Origin of the sequence: Janthinobacterium sp. UMAB-56 (assembly GCF_900095265.1) — a bacterium.
GTDB lineage: Bacteria > Pseudomonadota > Gammaproteobacteria > Burkholderiales > Burkholderiaceae_D > Janthinobacterium.
The window spans coordinates 330,480-347,050 of the sequence record NZ_LT607654.1; the positions used below are offsets into that span (position 1 = coordinate 330,480).

At 65.3% G+C, this 16,571-nt stretch carries 14 protein-coding genes; 13 read left to right on the forward strand and 1 reads right to left on the reverse strand.

All coding sequences use genetic code 11. The features are described from left to right. Positions 1–100 precede the first annotated feature (100 nt). The 5 genes from K0F85_RS10130 to K0F85_RS10150 are packed head-to-tail and all read left to right on the forward strand — an operon-like array spanning position 101 to position 6,039. Positions 101–1,411, forward strand: a complete 1,311-nt coding sequence (locus tag K0F85_RS10130; protein WP_219115908.1) for an O-acetylhomoserine aminocarboxypropyltransferase — start codon at positions 101–103, stop codon at positions 1,409–1,411. A gap of 1 nt (position 1,412) precedes the next feature. Next, positions 1,413–2,219, forward strand: coding sequence for an alpha/beta fold hydrolase (locus K0F85_RS10135; protein WP_219115909.1), 807 nt, complete (start codon positions 1,413–1,415; stop codon positions 2,217–2,219). Between the two features lie 34 nt (positions 2,220–2,253). Next, positions 2,254–3,648, forward strand: coding sequence for a PoNe immunity protein domain-containing protein (locus K0F85_RS10140; RefSeq protein ID WP_219115910.1), 1,395 nt, complete (start codon positions 2,254–2,256; stop codon positions 3,646–3,648). 29 nt (positions 3,649–3,677) lie between these two features. Continuing rightward, entirely contained in the window at positions 3,678–5,669 is a 1,992-nt protein-coding gene (locus K0F85_RS10145; RefSeq protein WP_219115911.1) for a WG repeat-containing protein, read from the forward strand. Positions 5,670–5,724: 55 nt separating this feature from the next. Then, positions 5,725–6,039: a hypothetical protein gene (locus K0F85_RS10150; RefSeq protein ID WP_219115912.1), complete on the forward strand. Its 315-nt coding sequence runs from the start codon at positions 5,725–5,727 to the stop codon at positions 6,037–6,039. Between the two features lie 7 nt (positions 6,040–6,046). Here K0F85_RS10150 and K0F85_RS10155 read toward each other — a convergent pair whose 3' ends face one another. Then, positions 6,047–7,423, reverse strand: a complete 1,377-nt coding sequence (locus tag K0F85_RS10155) for a YihY family inner membrane protein (protein ID WP_257572664.1) — start codon at positions 7,421–7,423, stop codon at positions 6,047–6,049. A gap of 67 nt (positions 7,424–7,490) precedes the next feature. On the opposite strand from K0F85_RS10155, the gene wrbA reads away from it, so the two are divergent. The 8 genes from wrbA to leuE are packed head-to-tail and all read left to right on the forward strand — an operon-like array spanning position 7,491 to position 16,570. Continuing rightward, positions 7,491–8,099 (forward strand): NAD(P)H:quinone oxidoreductase, encoded by a 609-nt coding sequence (gene wrbA, locus K0F85_RS10160; RefSeq protein WP_219116059.1) that lies wholly within the window; start codon positions 7,491–7,493, stop codon positions 8,097–8,099. Continuing rightward, positions 8,096–8,509 carry a DUF2069 domain-containing protein gene (locus K0F85_RS10165; protein ID WP_374198667.1) on the forward strand — a complete coding sequence of 138 codons (414 nt, stop codon included), beginning with the start codon at positions 8,096–8,098 and terminating at the stop codon, positions 8,507–8,509. The genes wrbA and K0F85_RS10165 overlap by 4 nt, the downstream gene beginning before the upstream one ends. Next, complete coding sequence (locus tag K0F85_RS10170) at positions 8,506–9,921, forward strand: FAD-binding oxidoreductase (protein ID WP_219115913.1); 1,416 nt, start codon at positions 8,506–8,508, stop codon at positions 9,919–9,921. Before K0F85_RS10165 ends, K0F85_RS10170 begins: the two co-directional genes overlap by 4 nt. Beyond that, on the forward strand, positions 9,918–10,346 hold the full coding sequence (locus K0F85_RS10175; protein ID WP_219115914.1) for a DUF4124 domain-containing protein: 429 nt from the start codon (positions 9,918–9,920) through the stop codon (positions 10,344–10,346). The genes K0F85_RS10170 and K0F85_RS10175 overlap by 4 nt, the downstream gene beginning before the upstream one ends. After that, on the forward strand, positions 10,334–12,925 hold the full coding sequence (locus tag K0F85_RS10180; protein WP_219115915.1) for an FtsX-like permease family protein: 2,592 nt from the start codon (positions 10,334–10,336) through the stop codon (positions 12,923–12,925). The genes K0F85_RS10175 and K0F85_RS10180 overlap by 13 nt, the downstream gene beginning before the upstream one ends. Further along, entirely contained in the window at positions 12,925–14,001 is a 1,077-nt protein-coding gene (locus tag K0F85_RS10185) for a carotenoid 1,2-hydratase (RefSeq protein WP_219115916.1), read from the forward strand. The genes K0F85_RS10180 and K0F85_RS10185 overlap by 1 nt, the downstream gene beginning before the upstream one ends. Positions 14,002–14,035: 34 nt before the next feature. Further along, positions 14,036–15,883, forward strand: coding sequence for an ABC transporter transmembrane domain-containing protein (locus tag K0F85_RS10190; RefSeq protein ID WP_219115917.1), 1,848 nt, complete (start codon positions 14,036–14,038; stop codon positions 15,881–15,883). 12 nt (positions 15,884–15,895) lie between these two features. Continuing rightward, positions 15,896–16,570 carry a leucine efflux protein LeuE gene (leuE, locus tag K0F85_RS10195; protein WP_219115918.1) on the forward strand — a complete coding sequence of 225 codons (675 nt, stop codon included), beginning with the start codon at positions 15,896–15,898 and terminating at the stop codon, positions 16,568–16,570. Position 16,571: the final 1 nt, after the last annotated feature.

The following is a 16,571-nucleotide window of genomic DNA, read 5'->3' on the forward strand; positions in this document are numbered from 1 at the left end:
CGGCCCGCCAGCACGGCGCCATGCGCCCTGCACAGTAGCCCTTTTGCTCAGCTGTAAATCAGGTTACGATCTTGCCACTATAAAACTTGGCGGAGACACCATGAGCGGCCCGAAATACCCCGGTTTCGATACTTTATCCCTGCATGCGGGCGCCGCGCCCGACCCTGCCACGGGCGCGCGCGCCACGCCCATTCATTTCACGTCCTCGTTTGCCTTCAAGAGTTCGGAACATGCTGCCTCGCTATTCAATATGGAGCGGGCCGGCCACGTCTACTCGCGCATATCGAACCCGACCAACGCCGTGCTGGAAGAGCGCATCGCCGCCCTAGAAGGGGGCGTGGCCGGCATCGCCACGGCCAGCGGCCAGGCCGCCATGCACCTGGGCCTGACCACCATCGCCGGCGCCGGATCGCACATCGTTGCCTCGCGCGCCCTGTACGGCGGCTCGCACAATCTGCTGGCCTATACCTTGAAACGCTACGGCATCGACACCACCTTCGTCGACCCGCGCGATGCGGATGCCTGGCGCGCCGCCATCCGCCCGAATACCAAGGTGCTATTCGGCGAAACCCTGGGCAATCCCGGCCTCGACGTGCTGGACATCCCGACGATTGCCGCCCTGGCGCACGAACAGCAACTGCCGCTGATGCTCGATTCAACGTTCACCACGCCCTATTTGCTGCGTCCCTTCGAGCATGGCGCCGACCTGGTGTTCCACTCGGCCACCAAATTCCTCTGCGGGCACGGCACGGCCATCGGCGGCTTGCTGGTCGATGGCGGCACCTTCGACTGGCAAACGGCGTACGACAAGACGGGCCGTTTCGCCGAACTGTGCGAACCGTATGAGGGCTTTCACGGCATGGTCTTCGCCGAGGAATCGACGGTGGCGCCGTTCGCCCTGCGCGCGCGACGCGAAGGCTTGCGCGATTTCGGCGCCGTCATGAGCCCGCACAACGCCTTCGCCATCCTGCAAGGCATCGAAACCCTGGGCTTGCGCATGGACCGCCACGTGGCCAACACGCGCAAAATCATCGACTTCCTGCTGGCCAATCCGGCAGTCGAATCCGTGTCCTACCCCGAACTGCCGTCACATCCCGACTACACACTGGCGAAAACCCTGCTGCCGAAAGGCGCGGGCGGCGTCTTCACCTTCCGCCTGCGCGGCGACCGCGCGGCGGGCCAGCGCTTTGTCGACAGCCTGAAGATATTCTCGCACCTGGCCAATGTGGGCGACGCCAAGTCGCTCGTCATCCACCCCGCCTCCACCACGCATTTTCGCGTGCCAGACGACCAGCTGGCGCAGGCGGGCATCACGCAGGGCACCATGCGCTTGTCGGTGGGCCTCGAAGATGCGGACGACCTGATCGAAGACCTGGCCCGCAGCCTGAAACTGTCGCAGAAAGGCGCCTGATATGCTGTTCACCATCGAGAACGCCACGGCCTACTGCTACACGGGCAGTAAGACTTTTAACCCACATCAGCCGACGGCCGTTTTCATCCACGGCGCGCAGAACGACCATTCCGTGTGGGCCCTGCAGACGCGCTATTTCGCCCACCACGGCTGGAACGTGCTGGCCGTGGACCTACCGGGCCACGGGCGCAGCCTGGGTGCAGCAAAGGATAATGTCGCAGCACTGGCGCGCTGGATACTGGCCATACTGGACGCGGCTGGCGCAGACAAGGCCATGCTCATCGGCCACAGCATGGGTTCCCTGATCGCGCTGGAAGCGGCATTCCTGGCACCCGGCCGCGTCAGCCACCTGGCCATGCTGGGCTCCACCTACCCGATGAAAGTCTCGCCCGCCCTGCTGGAAACGGCGCTCCAGGACGAACCGGCGGCCATCGACATGGTCAATATCTGGTCGCACTCGTCGATCGCGCAAAAGCCCTCGTTTCCCGGCCCGGGCTTCTATGCCATGGGTGGCGCGCGGCGCCTGAAACAGCGCATCGCCGCCCTCAACCCCGAGCACGTGTTTTATACGGATTTTTTTGCCTGCAATGCCTACGCGAACGGCGAAATCGCTGCCGCTTCGGTACACTGCCCCACTTTATTCATTTTCGGCGCGCGCGACATGATGACCCCGCCCAAATCGACCCGGCTGCTGACCGCGGCCATAGCGCATGGCACGGTGGTGCAGGTCGACAGCGGGCACGAATTGATGGCCGAGCAGCCCGACGCCGTGCTCGATGCGTTGTTGGCGTTTGCGCCAGCGGCATGAACGCCGGCCACACGGGCTTTTTTAGGATAGCTACATGATGTTTTTGAATACCCTGCACGATGAATTGACTGGCCGCGGCAGCGGCACGCAAGCAGAGCGGCACGAACGCTACAACTGGCTGGAGCAGCTGCGCTGCACCAATCCCCAGGCGGACGAAAAAGGCCCCATGGCCGGCATACCCAGCTACCACTGGTTCCGGCTGCCGCAAGCGCTGCAGGTGGCGGGACAGGCGTCCGATCTGGTGGCCGGCACCATGAACGCCCAGTACCTGGTCTTCGAGGGCCACCACGCGGCAGCGTTCGCGGCCGAACTGGGACTGCAATACGACGCCAACAACCGCATCGACCGCCCCGGTGGCATCGACGAGCTGCTCGATGCCTATGAAGAGCAGGCGGACGGCAGCTGGAGCACCCTGCCAAATGAAACGCCAGCGCCGCCACTGGCCGGCTGGGACGACGTGTACTTCCGCGTGCGCGACCTGAGCGACGGCAAGGCCATCCAGAGCGTGACCACCATCGCCTACGAGAGCAGTCGTTTTCCCGGCTACACCCTGCTGGGCACGACCCTGGTGGGCGCGGGCGCCATCGCCCACGACGACGAGACGGCGGAGTATTTGCAGCAAGTCTTCGCCGACTGGGCCATCCAGCGCGAATGCGCCGCCACCTGCCCGGCTTCGTCCCCGCCCTGGCCGCATACACCGCGCCAGATACCGCCCGCGCCGTTCGATTTTGCGCGCAACCTGGCCTATCTTGACGCCCTGCTGGCCGCCTACGGATGCGCGCAGGCGCAGGCGCAAGTCGATGGTGGCGATGAGGCCTACTGGGCGTGCGCAGCCGCCAGCACGGCCTATCAGCTGTTCTCACTGCGCTACACGGCAGGCTTGCCCTTGCTTGACGTCGAAACGGCGCTGGAAGCGGCGATTTGCGCCTGTGAAACGGCGCGCGCGGCCCTGGCCGCCGCCTACGATGACGATGCCTTGCCCGCCTTTGATTTCGAACAATTGACGGATTACGCGCGCACCTTGCAGTTGCTAGGCGCCGCCCTGCTGTTCGGTCGCCACGACCTGGCCGCCCGCCTGGCCGCCCTGCAGACAGCCTTCGATGGCGAAGATGGCGTGTATGAGGCGCTGCTGTCGAGCATCGATCCGCAGCGTCCCGCCGTCGACGAATGGTATTTCGCCGAGCCCTATAGCGCCCTGTTCGAATGCCTGGATGCGGACGATCCCGCGCAGCAGATGGAACATCTGCGGCAATACCTGACCAGCTGGCATGGCTCGCTGGTGCGCGAGGACTGGTTCAACGGCCATTTGCGCGCGCACGGACTGGCCGGCTACTACGGCTTGTGGGCCTTCGAGGCGGCCGCCGTGGCCAGGCACTTGGGCCTGGAGCGCAGCGCGCTGGCCCACTGGCTCATGCCGCCATCGCCCTGAATACCCCGTTCACCTTTACATAAATATCCATGATCAATACCGCAGCCCTGTTCAGCACCGCCTCCCTGCCCGGCCAGGCCGGCTTCGACACCGACGCCATCACCGGCCTGGCCGAATGGCGGCTGGACACGCCCCTGCTGTTCAAGCTGCTCATCGGCGCCGGCACGCAAGCCGTCGCCTGGCCCATCTACGGCGATGGCGCAGACTGCCCCTGCGTGCTGGCCGCGCCGATGGTCCAGGCGCAGGCCAGCTGGCAAGCCTTGTCTGCGCTGATGGAGCCGCCGCGCGACGCGGCCGCCATCGTCGCGCGCAGCGCCATCAGTTCCTTGCTGGCAGGCAGCCAGGCGTGGTTGATCCTCGATTGCGTGCAGCTGATCGCGCACGATATCGACACGCCGCAATACGCGGCCGCGCTCGATGCCGTGCGCGCCGAAGCGCAAGCCTTGCACGCTGCCCTGCTGCGCGGCGACAGAGCATCCCTGGCGCCCCTGCTGGCCGCCGGCTCTGCGGCGCCCGCCACAGGCTACTGGTCCGCCACGGCCGTTGCGCAGCTGACCGATGTCGAGGAACTCGGCGCGGACGAACTGCCTTTCCTGCAAGGCCTGGAAGTGGTGGGATGGGAGGAAGACGTGCTGTGCCATGAAGTGAGCGCAGGCGGTGAACCGGCCGTCACCGGCCTGGTCACGCCCTATGGCCGCTGGATCGTGCCGCTGTCGCAGCGCTATGTCGACCTGGGCGTTTACTACGCGGACGATGGCTGGATCACCTTTGCCACGGCGGACGCCCCCGCTGCGCACGGCGTGCTTGACCTCAACGGTACGGTGGTGCTGCCCCCTGCACCCGGCGCCCTGTATGTGATCAGCCCACATCTATTGCAGCAGATCGATGCGGACGGCGCCAGCCGCTTGCTGCGCCTGCCCGACGGCGCGCTGCTCATCGACAGGGTCGACAACATGTGCGAGCGCGAAGATGGCTATATCGACATCGAGCGCCAGATCGGCGATGGCGATGAACGCAATGTCTGCGGCGTGATCGACAAGTCAGGCAAGGTCGTGGTGCCGCCCGCCTACAGCTCGGTGCAGGAATTCGGCACGAAGAAAAAAATCGCCGTCGTCAGCCAGCGCATCGCCGGGCGCTTCCTGTTTGGCCTGGTCAATAGCCAGGGCGAGCTGCTGGCGCCGTGCCAGTACGAAGCCATCGATAGCGCCACCACCTCGTCGCCGCCCAAAGTGCGCAAGAACCTGATCTTTGCCATCGACGCGCAGGGGCTGGCCTGCATGCTGACGCTCGATGGAAAACAGGCGTTTGCGCCCCTGTATCCGCCCGCCCACCATTTGCGCGGCGTGGCCGTGCAAAGCGACTTTTTATATGTGGTCAAGGATGGCATGGCCTGGAGCATGGATTTCACGGGCCAGTTGCTGGAGCAGTTCGACACCGTGGAAAACTTCAAGGCGGCCATCACGGCCCAATTGAGCGAGGCCATGGGACTGGGCAAGAAGAAAGCCGTCAAACGGCGCAGCTTTACGCCGGCGCAAATCCTGGCAAAGGCTGACCGCGAACAGTTGCGCGCCATGGCCGCCCTGCTCTTGCAAGGCGATGCAGCGCTGGCCGCGCGCTGCGTCGACATCACGCTGGAAGAACTGGCGGAGGACGACCCGGAAGTAGAATACGAAGGCGACACGCCCGCAGCGGCGTGCTTCTTCCTGCTCTGGTCCACCGCCGCCGATGTGCTGGGCCACGGCGCCACCCTGGACTGGAAAGCCGTCGATGAAGTGGCGCGCATCGTCCAGCATATCGGGCTGCCCGCGCTGCAGGACTTCCGCTGGACCACACGGGAAGATGGCGACGCGATGGCCGAAGGCCTGGCCGCCATCGCCGCCCACCTGGCGCCGCACCAGCTGCGCCTGGTGAACATGAACGACGGCGAAGACACGTATTTCCTGGGCGTGGTGCGCGCGCAGGATGCAGCGGCGTTCAAGGCAGCGGCGCTACAGGCGGCCTTACGGCCCGTGCTGCTGTGATTTTTCCCACCCGGCTGCGGGCGATGCGGCCGCGCCAGTTCAAGACAAGGTAGCCATGCACGCGAAAAATTTTATCGATGATGTCGTCGCTTCCAATACCTCGCTGCTGGCCTTGTATGCGCAGGGGAGCCGGGGACAGACCCGGCTTGGCGCCCTGCTCGACGGGCTGGCACTGGCCGATGGCCAGCGCGAGCAAGTCCTGGCCTTGATCAAGCTGGCGATCGATGACGCCACGTACCAGCTGGTGTGCAGCATCGAAGGCAGCGCCTCGCTCGGCGACAGCCAGCAGGATTACACGCTGCTCGACGAAGCGGGCAATACGCTGACGGGCGCGCTCGATGCGCTGCTGTACGACAAGCTGAACACCTGATCATCCCTCAGACGCAGCGCACTTCCCCGAAATGCTGCGCCAGGGTCAGGCCCAGTCCCTGCTCTACGGCGCTTTCCACTTGCGCGGCCAGCGCTGCCGCTTCTTCGGCCGCCTCGATGTCGCGCTCATTGGTGGAACCGGCCGGGTAGCCGGAATTGACGCGCATGCCGCCGAAGACGAACAGCCGGTAGACATCGGCCAGGCTGATGCGGTTGACATTACCCAGCAAGACCCAGTGGTCGGAACTGTCGGCCACGCGCTTGCCCCACTGTACCCGCACGGCGCCATCCACGTTCACTCTTCCCACCCAACCCTGCTGCACCATCTTGTCGAGCAGGGTTTCCATCTCTTCGAAACCCAGACGCGTGCTGCGGCGGATCTCGGCCGCACCCACCAGGGCCGAATCGGCGCAGTGGCAAGCCTGGTGCAGCACCTTCAAGATGGCGACAGCGTCGACGAATTCGCTTCCCGGTACCGCCTCGTACCACCAGCGCTCGTATTTCACGACGGGCAAGGCGGCCACCAGCAAGGCCCCGACCAGGGTGATCATCCAGCTCAGGTAAATCCAGACGAGGAACAGCGGCAAGGCGGCCAGCGCGCCATAGATACGCGAATAGGTAGGGAATTCCTGGATGAATTCACCGAAGCCCCGCTTGGCGACCTCGAACGCCAGCGCGGCCAGCAAGCCGCCCCAGGCAGCGTCGCGCCAGTCCACGTCGCGGTTCGGCACGGCAATGTACAGCAGCGTAAATGCCAGCATGGTCAGGCCGATCGACACCAGCGTATAAAACACGGCGCCGAGGAAAGGCACGGCGCCCACCACACCGCTGGTGGCCATGAAGAGGCGCGAGGTCACCGTCAGCGATACGCCCACCAGCAGTGGCCCCAGTGTGACGATGGCCCAGTAGACGAGCAGGCGTTTGCTCCAGCGGCGCTCCTGGCGCACGCGCCAGATGCGGTTGAACACACGTTCGATCAAGCCCATCATGCCCACCGAAGTGACGATCAGGGCGCCCGCGCCGATGGCCGACAAGCGCGTGGCTTTCGAGGCGAACGTGGTCAGATAGCCGAGGATGGTGTTCGAAATCCCCTTGGGCATCACGCTTTGCACGAAATAATCTTCCAGCGCGTGGCGGAAGGTATTAAACAGCGGGAATGTGGTGAAGATGGCCAGGGCCAGGGTGAGCAGCGGCACCAGCGCGAACACGGTGGCAAACGTCAGGCTGCCGGCCACCTGCGGCAGGCTTTCCTCGCGCACGCGGCGGCGCGCGAACTGCAGCAGGTCGCGCGTTTCGGACCACGTCAGGCCGCGCACGACTGCCAGCCCCATGCTCAGGGCGCGCCACAGGTATTGAAAGAGAGGGAGTATATATTTTGAAAACATGTGCAAAATCAGAACGGCGCCATGACAGCAGTCGTATCAGGCTGTAAAGCGCCCTATAATACCAATGATGAAGCCAACCAATCTGATTATTCTCGTCTTGTTTTATTCACGCCATGGCGCCACGCGCCAGTTGGCCGAGCTGATAGCCCAGGGAGTGGAAAGCGTGCCTGGCTGCGATGCGCGCTTGCGCACCGTGCCCGCCGTCTCGACGGTTACGGAAGCGACGGCGCCCGAGGTGCCGCTTGACGGCGCACCCTACGTGGAACTGGAAGACTTGCAGGACTGTGCGGGCCTGGCCCTGGGGTCACCCACGCGTTTCGGCAACATGGCCGCCGCCATGAAGTACTTCTGGGATGGCACGGCCAGCGACTGGCTGTCCGGCAGCCTGTCCGGCAAGCCCGCCTGCGTGTTCACGTCCACGGGCAGCCTGCACGGCGGCCAGGAATCGACGCTGCTGTCGATGATGATCCCCCTCTTCCACCACGGCATGCTGGTCATGGGCCTGCCATACACGCATCCTGAGCTGATGACGACGTCCACGGGCGGCTCGCCGTATGGCGCCACGCACTGGTCGGGCATAGACGGCGACAAGGCATTGAGCGACGATGAAAAGCGCCTGGCCATCGCCCTGGGCCGGCGCCTGGCAGAAAACGCCGCGAAGCTGGCAGGCGCATGATGCACGGCACACTGCATAAGTATTTTCACTGGGGCGCCATCGCCAGTCTCATTACCCTGATCATCTGGTGCCTGCTATGGGAAACCGTCGTCGCGCCGCTGCAGCCCGGCGGCTCCTGGGTCGTGCTGAAAGCCGCGCCCCTGCTCATTCCCCTGTATGGCGTCATCAAGCGCGACGTCTACACCCTGCAATGGTCGTCGATGGTCATCCTGCTGTACTTCACGGAAGGCGTGGTGCGCGGCTACAGCGACACGAACAGCACCTCGGCCCTGATGGCCTGGGGCGAGGCGGCCATCGTCTGCATCTATTTTGCCTGCGCCGTGCTGTATCTGCGCCCGTATAAAAAGGCAGCCAAGCGCATGGCCAGGGAACTGCTGGAAAAAATGAATAAAGTGAGCCTCAAGAAATGACTGACCACGCCGATTTCCTCGCTGCCTGCCGCGCGCTGCTGGGCGCAGCGTATGTACTGACGGACCACGCCGACACGGCGCCCTTCCTCACCGACTGGCGCGACCGGTTTACGGGCAAGGCCCTGGCCGTGCTGCGCCCCGCCAGCGTGGAGCAAGTGGCAGCCATCCTGCGCGCTTGCGCGCAATGGCAGATCCCCGTCGTGCCGCAAGGGGGCAATACGGGGCTGGTACTGGGCAGCATCCCGGACGCTGCCGGCACGGCCATCGTGCTGTCGCTGGCGCGCCTGAACAGCATTCGCGCACTCGATCCCGTCAACCGCACCATCACGGTGGACGCGGGCTGCATCCTGCAAACTATCCAGGAAGCGGCAAGCGCCGCCGGCTGTTTGTTTCCACTCTCACTGGCGGCCGAAGGCAGTTGCACCATCGGCGGCAACCTGGCGACGAATGCGGGCGGCACGGCCGTGCTGCGCTACGGCAACACGCGCGAGCTGTGCCTGGGCCTGGAAGTGGTCACGCCGCAGGGCGAAATCTGGAGCGGCTTGCGCGGCTTGCGCAAAGATAATACGGGCTACGACCTGCGCGACCTGTACATCGGCGCCGAGGGTACGCTGGGCGTGATCACCGGCGCGGTGATGAAACTGTATCCGCAACCGAAGGCCTGCATCACGGCGCTGGCCGCCATGCCCTCGCCCGCCCACGCGCTGCGCCTGCTGAGTTTGATGCAAGATCATTGCGGCGCCAGCCTGACGGGTTTTGAACTGATGTCGCAGTATTGCTTGCAACTGGTGGCGCAGCAATTCCCGCAATTGCCGCGCCCTTTCGCCGACGCGCATGGGCAGTACGTACTGCTTGAGCTGTCCAGCAGCCAGTCTGAGGCGCACGCCGTGGAATTGCTGGAAGCGAGCATCGGCGCGGCCCTGGAAGACGCATTGATCGAGGACGCCGTCGTCGCCAGTTCCGTGGCGCAGTCCGAAGGCCTGTGGCAGCTGCGCGAACACATTCCGCTGGCGCAGGCACAGGCGGGCAAGAACATCAAGCACGATATCTCGCTACCCATTTCCTGCATCGCCGATTTCATCGCCGTCACGGACGTGGCCCTGGAAACAGCCTTTCCAGGCTGCCAGCTGGTCTGCTTCGGCCATCTGGGCGACGGCAACCTGCATTACAACGTGGCGCCGCCACCCGGCATGACGGACCAGGATTTCCTCTACAGGCAGGATGCCGTCAACCGCATCGTGCATGACCAGGTGCACGCCTACGGTGGTTCCATCTCGGCCGAACACGGCATCGGCGCCCTCAAAAAAGACGACCTGGCGCACTACAAGTCGCCGCTGGAACTGCAACTGATGCGCGCCGTCAAGCAGGCGCTGGACCCGCAAAACATCATGAATCCTGGGAAAATCCTGTGAGAACACCATTCTTCCTGTTTGCCATCTGCGCGTGCCTGGCCGCCCATGCCGGCGCGCAGGACGTCTACAAATGCGTGCAGGACGGCCAGACCAGCTATAGCGCCACGCCCTGCACGGGCGGCCAGTTGCAGATCCTGGAAGTTCCCTCGCCGCCCCCTGCCGTCGACAAGGGCGCGGCCACGCGTCAGGAACGCGTCGCCAGCCAGATGGAAGCGGCGCGCAAGAAGCGTGAAAAGCGGGAAGACCAGGCGCGTGAACGGGCCGCCAAACAGCTCGAAGCGCGCCACAAGCACTGCGCCCAACTGCGCCTGGCGCAAAAATGGGCGGCGCAGGACGCCGTCGGCGCAGGCGACAAGAGTCGCGACGCGGCGCAACTGAAAGCGCGGCGTGCCGGCGAACGGCTGGCCGTCGAATGTCTGAATTGAGCCTGCAAAAGGCAGAGCGGACGTCGCAAGGCCTGCTGTCGCGCTGGCTGCTGCTGGGCGAATGGCGCGCGCATCCCGTGCGCGCCCTGGTCGCCATCCTGGCCATCGCCATCGGCGTGTCGCTGGGCTTCGCCATCCACCTGATCAACGCGGCCGCCTTCAATGAATTTTCGACGGCCGTGAAAAGCCTGTCCGGCCAGGCCGACGTGCAAGTGGCCGGACGCGAAGCGCTGTTCGATGAAGCCATCTATCCGTGGCTGGCGCAGCGCGAAGGCGTGGCCGTGGCCTCGCCCGTGCTGGAACTGCAAGCCGGCGTGGCCAGCAAGAAAGACGGCGGCCCGCTGCACATCCTGGCGCTCGACGTCTTCCGCGCCGGCTTCATCTCGCCCGACCTGATAGGCGCGCCGGCCGAAGGCCAGCCCTTCGACACCCTGGCCGACGACGCCCTGTTTTTATCGCCGGCCGCCCTGCGCTGGCTGAACGTGGCGCAGGGCGACAGGATTGCCCTGCAATCGGGCACGGGCAGCGTCTCCCTGCGCGTGGCCGGCTCGCTGCAGCGCGCGCGCGCCGGCCAGCGCATCGCGGTGATGGATATCGGCGCGGCGCAATGGCGCTTCAACAAGCTGGGCAAGCTGTCGCGCATCGACTTGAAACTGCGCCAGGGCATCAGCCGCGACGCCTTCCAGGCCGATCTCGCGCGCACACTGGAAGCCCAATACCCGGGACGCTTCCAGGTGGGCCAGCCGAATGACGAAAACCAGAATAGCCGCAACAATAACCTCAGCCGCGCCTACCGGGTCAACCTGACCGTGCTTGCCCTCGTGGCGCTGTTTACGGGCGCCTTCTTGGTGTTTTCCACGCAGGCCCTGTCCGTCATCCGCCGCCGCAGCCAGTTCGCGCTGCTGCGCGTGCTGGGCATGGAGCGCGGCGCACTGCTGCGCCATGTACTGTTGGAGGGCGCCAGCCTCGGCATCGTCGGCGCTGGCCTGGGCATCGCCGGCGGCTTTGGCCTGGCCGCCGTCGCCCTGCGCTTCTTTGGCGGCGACCTGGGCGCCGGCTATTTCGCGGGCGTGCAGCCGCAGGTGCAGTTCACGCCCGTCGCCGCCTTCGTGTACTTCGCCCTGGGCCTCGGCGTGGCCTTGCTGGGCTGCGCGGCGCCCGCGCTGGAAGCGGCGCGCGCCGCCCCCGCCATCGCCCTGAAGTCAGGCAGCGAGGAAGTCGTGACGACCCGCCTGGCGAAAACCTGGCCCGCGCTGGCTTGTTTGCTGCTGGCCGGCGCCCTGACCTTGCTGCCGCCCGTGTTCGAGCTGCCGCTGTTCGGCTACCTGTCCATCGCACTGCTGCTGATCGGCGCCATCGCCCTGATGCCGCAGCTGGCGGCCGTGGTCTTCCGTTTCCTGCAGCGCGCCTGGCTGCGCACAGACACCTGCGCGCACGCGCCCGTGCGCAGCCTGACCCTGGCACGCCTGGCGAACGCCTCGGGCCAGGCCGGTATCGCGCTCGGTGGCGTGCTGTCGAGCTTTAGTCTGATGGTGGCGATGGCCATCATGGTATCGAGTTTCCGCGTCTCCGTCGACGACTGGCTGCTGCAGATTTTGCCGGCCGACGTGTATGCACGCACGGCCGCCAGCGGCGGCACGGCAGGCCTGAACCCGCGCGAACAGGCCAGCATCACCGCCCTGCCCGAAGTGGCCAGGGTCGATTTCCAGCGCCTGCGCACGCTGTCGCTGGCGCCGGACCGCCCGAACGTGGTGCTGCTGGCGCGCCCCATCAACCTCGCCGATCCGGGAAAAAGCATGGTGCTGGTGGGTGACACCCTGCCCGTGCCAACTGGCGCGAAACCCGTGTGGCTGTCCGAAGCGGCGGCCGACCTGTACAACTTCAAACCTGGCCAGCAGATAGCCCTGCCGCTGGCCGGCGGCCTGCACCAGTTCTACATTGCCGGCATCTGGCGCGACTATGCGCGCTCTTCCGGCGCCATCCAGATGCCGCTGGACGACTACCGCGCGCTGACGGGCGACCTCGATGTCAGCGACGCAGCCCTGTGGCTGGCCAAAGGCGCCACGGGCGACGAGCTGCAGCAGCGCCTGAAAGGGCTGCCGTTCGGCGCCAGCCTGGAAGTATCGAATCCGTCCGCCATCCGCGCCCTGAGCCTGCAAATCTTCGACCGCAGCTTCGCCGTCACGTATTTATTGGAAGCCATCGCCATCGTCATCGGCCTGTTCGGCGTGGCCGCCACGTTTTCCGCCCAGACCCTGGCGCGCGCGCGCGAATTCGGCATGCTGCGCCATGTGGGCGTGACGCGCGGGCAGATATTGTCCATCCTGGCGCTGGAAGGCGGCGCGCTGACGGCGCTGGGTATCGCCACCGGTTTTGTTTTGGGCCTGTTGATCAGTTTTGTGCTGGTCTACATCGTCAACCCGCAATCGTTCCACTGGACCATGCAACTGCACTTGCCCTGGCCCTTGATCGCCAGCGTGGCACTGGCCCTGCTGCTGGCTGCGGCCGCCACGGCCCTGATCGCGGGCCGCCAGGCCCTGTCCGCTGGCCCCATCCGCGCCGTCAGGGAGGACTGGTAATGCGCCGCTTGACTTGTTTGCTGTTGTTCTGCTGTGCTGCCGCCGTCGCCGCGCCGCCCGCCTTCGCCCCCGTCACGCCGCTGCCGGCCGGCCAGACCCTGCGTCTGCCGCACGACTTCGGCGCCCATCCCGCGTATAAAACGGAATGGTGGTACGCCACGGGCTGGGTCAAAACCGCCGGCGGAGAACAACTGGGCTACCAGGTGACTTTCTTTCGCAGCGCCACGGCGACCGATGCGGATAATCCCAGCGCCTTTGCGCCCAAGCAGCTGATCATCGGCCATGCGGCCCTGTCCGACCCGAAGGTGGGCAAGCTGCTGCACGACGAGAAAAGCGCGCGCGAGGGTTTCGGCCTGGCCTATGCCAAGGTGGGCGACACGGACGTGAAACTCGACGACTGGCGCATGCAGCGGCAAGCCGACGGCAGCTACAAGGTCAGCCTGGCCGCGCGCGACTTCAGCTTGCAGCTGACCCTGACGCCCACGCAGGCTGTGCTGCTGCAGGGCGAAGGCGGCTACTCGCGCAAGGGCGCGCGGCCTGCGCAAGCGAGTTACTACTACAGCGAGCCGCAGCTGCGTACCACGGGCACGATCGCGCGCGCGGGCGGCAAGGCGCAAGCCGTGACAGGCGCCACCTGGCTCGATCATGAGTGGTCCAGCCAGGTGCTCGATGCGGACGCCAGCGGCTGGAACTGGATAGGCGCCAACCTCGATGATGGCGGCGCCCTGATGGCCTTCCAGATCCGCAGCAAGACAGGTGCTAAACTATGGGCGCACGCGACATGGCGCGATGCGTCCGGCAAAATGACGCAGTTCGCACCCGGCGACGTCGATTTCACGCCCACGCAGCTGTGGCGCTCGCCCCGCACGCAGGCTCAATACCCGGTCGCCACCGAAATCCGTACGGGCGCCACGCGCTGGCAGATCAAGCCCTTGCAGGCCGACCAGGAACTCGATTCGCGCCGCTCGACGGGCGCCGTGTACTGGGAAGGCGCCGTGACGGTGGAGCGCGACGGTCAGCCGGTGGGCCGCGCCTACCTGGAAATGACGGGCTACGTGCAGCCGATGAAGTTATAAGCAGTATCGAATAGGTAAATCAAAGCGAAAAACAATGACAACCAGCACAGAAACAAGCAGCACCAGTACAGCAACCACCACTCCCGATACCGGCACCAGCCGCGAACTGAAAAAAGGCAGCCTGGCCGCCTTCAGGGGCTTGATGCCTTTCCTGACGCCGTACCGCAAGCAGTTCTTCCTGGCCGGTATCGCGCTGGTGGTAGCCGCCGCCTCCACCCTGGCCATCCCCGCCGCCTTCAAACAGATGATCGACCTCGGTTTCGGCGGCGCGGCCGGCTCAAGCAGTATCGAGCACGTGGACCTGGTCTTCCTCGCCCTGTTCGGCGTGGCGTCCATCCTGGCGCTGGCGACTGCGGCGCGTTTTTATACGGTGTCGTGGCTGGGCGAACGCGTCACGGCCGACATCCGCAGCGCCGTGTACCGCCACGTGGTCACGCAAAGCCCCGCCTTCTTTGAAACTACGCAGACGGGCGAAGTCCTGTCGCGCATTACCACCGACACGACCCTGATCCAGGCCGTCGTCGGCACCAGCATCTCGATGGCGCTGCGCAATGTGCTGCTGTTCCTGGGCGGCCTGGTGATGCTGTTCGTCACCAGCGCCAAGCTGGCCGGCATCATCATCGGCCTCTTGATCCTCGTGGTCGTGCCCATCATCGTGTTTGGCCGCCGCGTGCGCAAGCTGTCGCGCGATTCGCAAGACCGCATTGCCGACGCTTCGGCCATGGCCGGCGAAATCCTCAACGCCATGCCCACCGTGCAGGCTTTTACGCACGAGAAAATCGAATCGAAGCGCTTCGGCGACTCCGTCGAAGGCGCCTTCATGACAGCCATGCGGCGCATCCGCGCCCGCGCCCTGCTCACCATGATCGCCATCCTGCTGGTCTTCGGCACCATCGTCTTCGTGCTGTGGCTGGGCGCGCGCGCCGTGCTGGAAGGCTCGATGACGGGCGGCGACCTGGGCCAGTTCATCCTGTACGCCTCCATCGTGGCCGGCGCCATCGGCGCTTTGTCTGAAGTCATGGGCGAAGCACAGCGCGCCGCCGGCGCCACCGAGCGCCTGCTGGAACTGATGGCCGTCAAATCGGAGATCGAATCCCCGGTCACGCCGCTGCCGCTGCCCGCGCGCGCTGCGACTGGCGCCGCGCTGTCCCTGGACAATGTCATGTTCTCATATCCGTCGCGTCCGGACACCCACGCGCTGGACCACGTCAGCCTCGACATCGGCGCCGGCGAGACGGTAGCCGTCGTCGGCCCTTCCGGCGCCGGCAAGACCACTCTGTTCCAGCTGTTCCTGCGTTTTTATGACCCGCAAAGCGGCAGCATCCGCCTCGACGGCGTCGACATCAAGCAACTCGACCTGCATACCCTGCGCGACGCCATCGGCATCGTGCCGCAAGATACGGTGATCTTCTCGGCCGACGCCATGGAAAACATTCGCTACGGCCGCGCCGGCGCCAGCGACGCAGAAGTCATCGCGGCCGCGAAAATGGCGGCCGCCCACGAATTCATCGAACGCCTGCCGAATGGCTATAAATCCTTCCTCGGCGAACGGGGCGTGCGCCTGTCCGGCGGGCAGCGCCAGCGCATCGCCATCGCGCGCGCCCTGCTGAAAAACCCGCCCCTGCTGCTGCTCGACGAAGCGACCAGCGCGCTGGACGCGGAATCGGAACGCCTGGTGCAAAAGGCGCTGGAAGCGGCCATGGTCGGCCGCACCACCGTCATCATCGCGCACCGCCTGGCGACCGTCCAAAGGGCCGACCGCATCGTCGTCATGGAAGACGGCAAGATCGTCGAGACGGGTACGCATGCGTCCCTGGTTGCCCTGGGCGGCATCTACGCCAACCTGGCAGCCCTGCAATTTCATCACGTACAACTCAACTAAACGCGACTCGCCATGAACGCCTTATTCCACGCCAACCTGGGCATCACCGATTTCTGGACCTTTTTACTGGGGACCATCTTCATCGTTATCCTGCCAGGCCCCAACTCCATGTATGTGCTGTCGGTCGCCGCCCAGCGCGGCGTGCGGCCAGCCTACCAGGGCGCCTTCGGCATCTTCGCCGGCGACCTGATACTGATGGTGCTGTCGGCCTGCGGCGTGGCCTCCTTGCTGAAGGCCAGCCCGGCCCTGTTCTACGTCGTGAAATACATCGGCGCGGCCTACCTGGGCTGGATCGGCCTGCAAATGCTGATAGGCTGCTGGTGCAAGCTGCGCGCACCTGCGCCGGCAGACGGCGTAGCGGCAGCAGTAACGCCCACCGTCAAGGAAAGTGCCCCGTTCCGCAAGGCCCTGATCATCAGCCTGATGAACCCGAAAGCAATTTTGTTCTTCATTTCGTTTTTCATCCAGTTCGTCGACCCGGCCTTCCCGAATCCCGTGCTGTCCTTCATCGGCCTGGGCCTGATCTGCCAGGTGATCAGTTTTACCTACCTGACAGCCATCATCTTTGTCGGTGCCCGCCTGGCCGACACCTTCCGCCGCCGCCGTCGCCTGTCGGCCGGCATGGGCGGCGGCGTGGGCGCCATGTTCATCGGCTTCGGGGCGAAACTCGCCACGGCCACACTCTAAG

What these genes read in the sequence shown, in the direction of transcription:
- K0F85_RS10130 (WP_219115908.1), top strand. Translation starts at nt 101, where the DNA reads ATGAGCGGCCCGAAATACCCCGGTTTCGATACTTTATCCCTGCATGCG.
- K0F85_RS10135 (WP_219115909.1), top strand. Translation starts at nt 1,413, where the DNA reads ATGCTGTTCACCATCGAGAACGCCACGGCCTACTGCTACACGGGCAGT.
- K0F85_RS10140 (WP_219115910.1), top strand. Translation starts at nt 2,254, where the DNA reads ATGATGTTTTTGAATACCCTGCACGATGAATTGACTGGCCGCGGCAGC.
- K0F85_RS10145 (WP_219115911.1), top strand. Translation starts at nt 3,678, where the DNA reads ATGATCAATACCGCAGCCCTGTTCAGCACCGCCTCCCTGCCCGGCCAG.
- K0F85_RS10150 (WP_219115912.1), top strand. Translation starts at nt 5,725, where the DNA reads ATGCACGCGAAAAATTTTATCGATGATGTCGTCGCTTCCAATACCTCG.
- K0F85_RS10155 (WP_257572664.1), bottom strand. Translation starts at nt 7,423, where the DNA reads ATGTTTTCAAAATATATACTCCCTCTCTTTCAATACCTGTGGCGCGCC.
- wrbA (WP_219116059.1), top strand. Translation starts at nt 7,491, where the DNA reads ATGAAGCCAACCAATCTGATTATTCTCGTCTTGTTTTATTCACGCCAT.
- K0F85_RS10165 (WP_374198667.1), top strand. Translation starts at nt 8,096, where the DNA reads ATGATGCACGGCACACTGCATAAGTATTTTCACTGGGGCGCCATCGCC.
- K0F85_RS10170 (WP_219115913.1), top strand. Translation starts at nt 8,506, where the DNA reads ATGACTGACCACGCCGATTTCCTCGCTGCCTGCCGCGCGCTGCTGGGC.
- K0F85_RS10180 (WP_219115915.1), top strand. Translation starts at nt 10,334, where the DNA reads ATGTCTGAATTGAGCCTGCAAAAGGCAGAGCGGACGTCGCAAGGCCTG.
- K0F85_RS10185 (WP_219115916.1), top strand. Translation starts at nt 12,925, where the DNA reads ATGCGCCGCTTGACTTGTTTGCTGTTGTTCTGCTGTGCTGCCGCCGTC.
- K0F85_RS10190 (WP_219115917.1), top strand. Translation starts at nt 14,036, where the DNA reads ATGACAACCAGCACAGAAACAAGCAGCACCAGTACAGCAACCACCACT.
- leuE (WP_219115918.1), top strand. Translation starts at nt 15,896, where the DNA reads ATGAACGCCTTATTCCACGCCAACCTGGGCATCACCGATTTCTGGACC.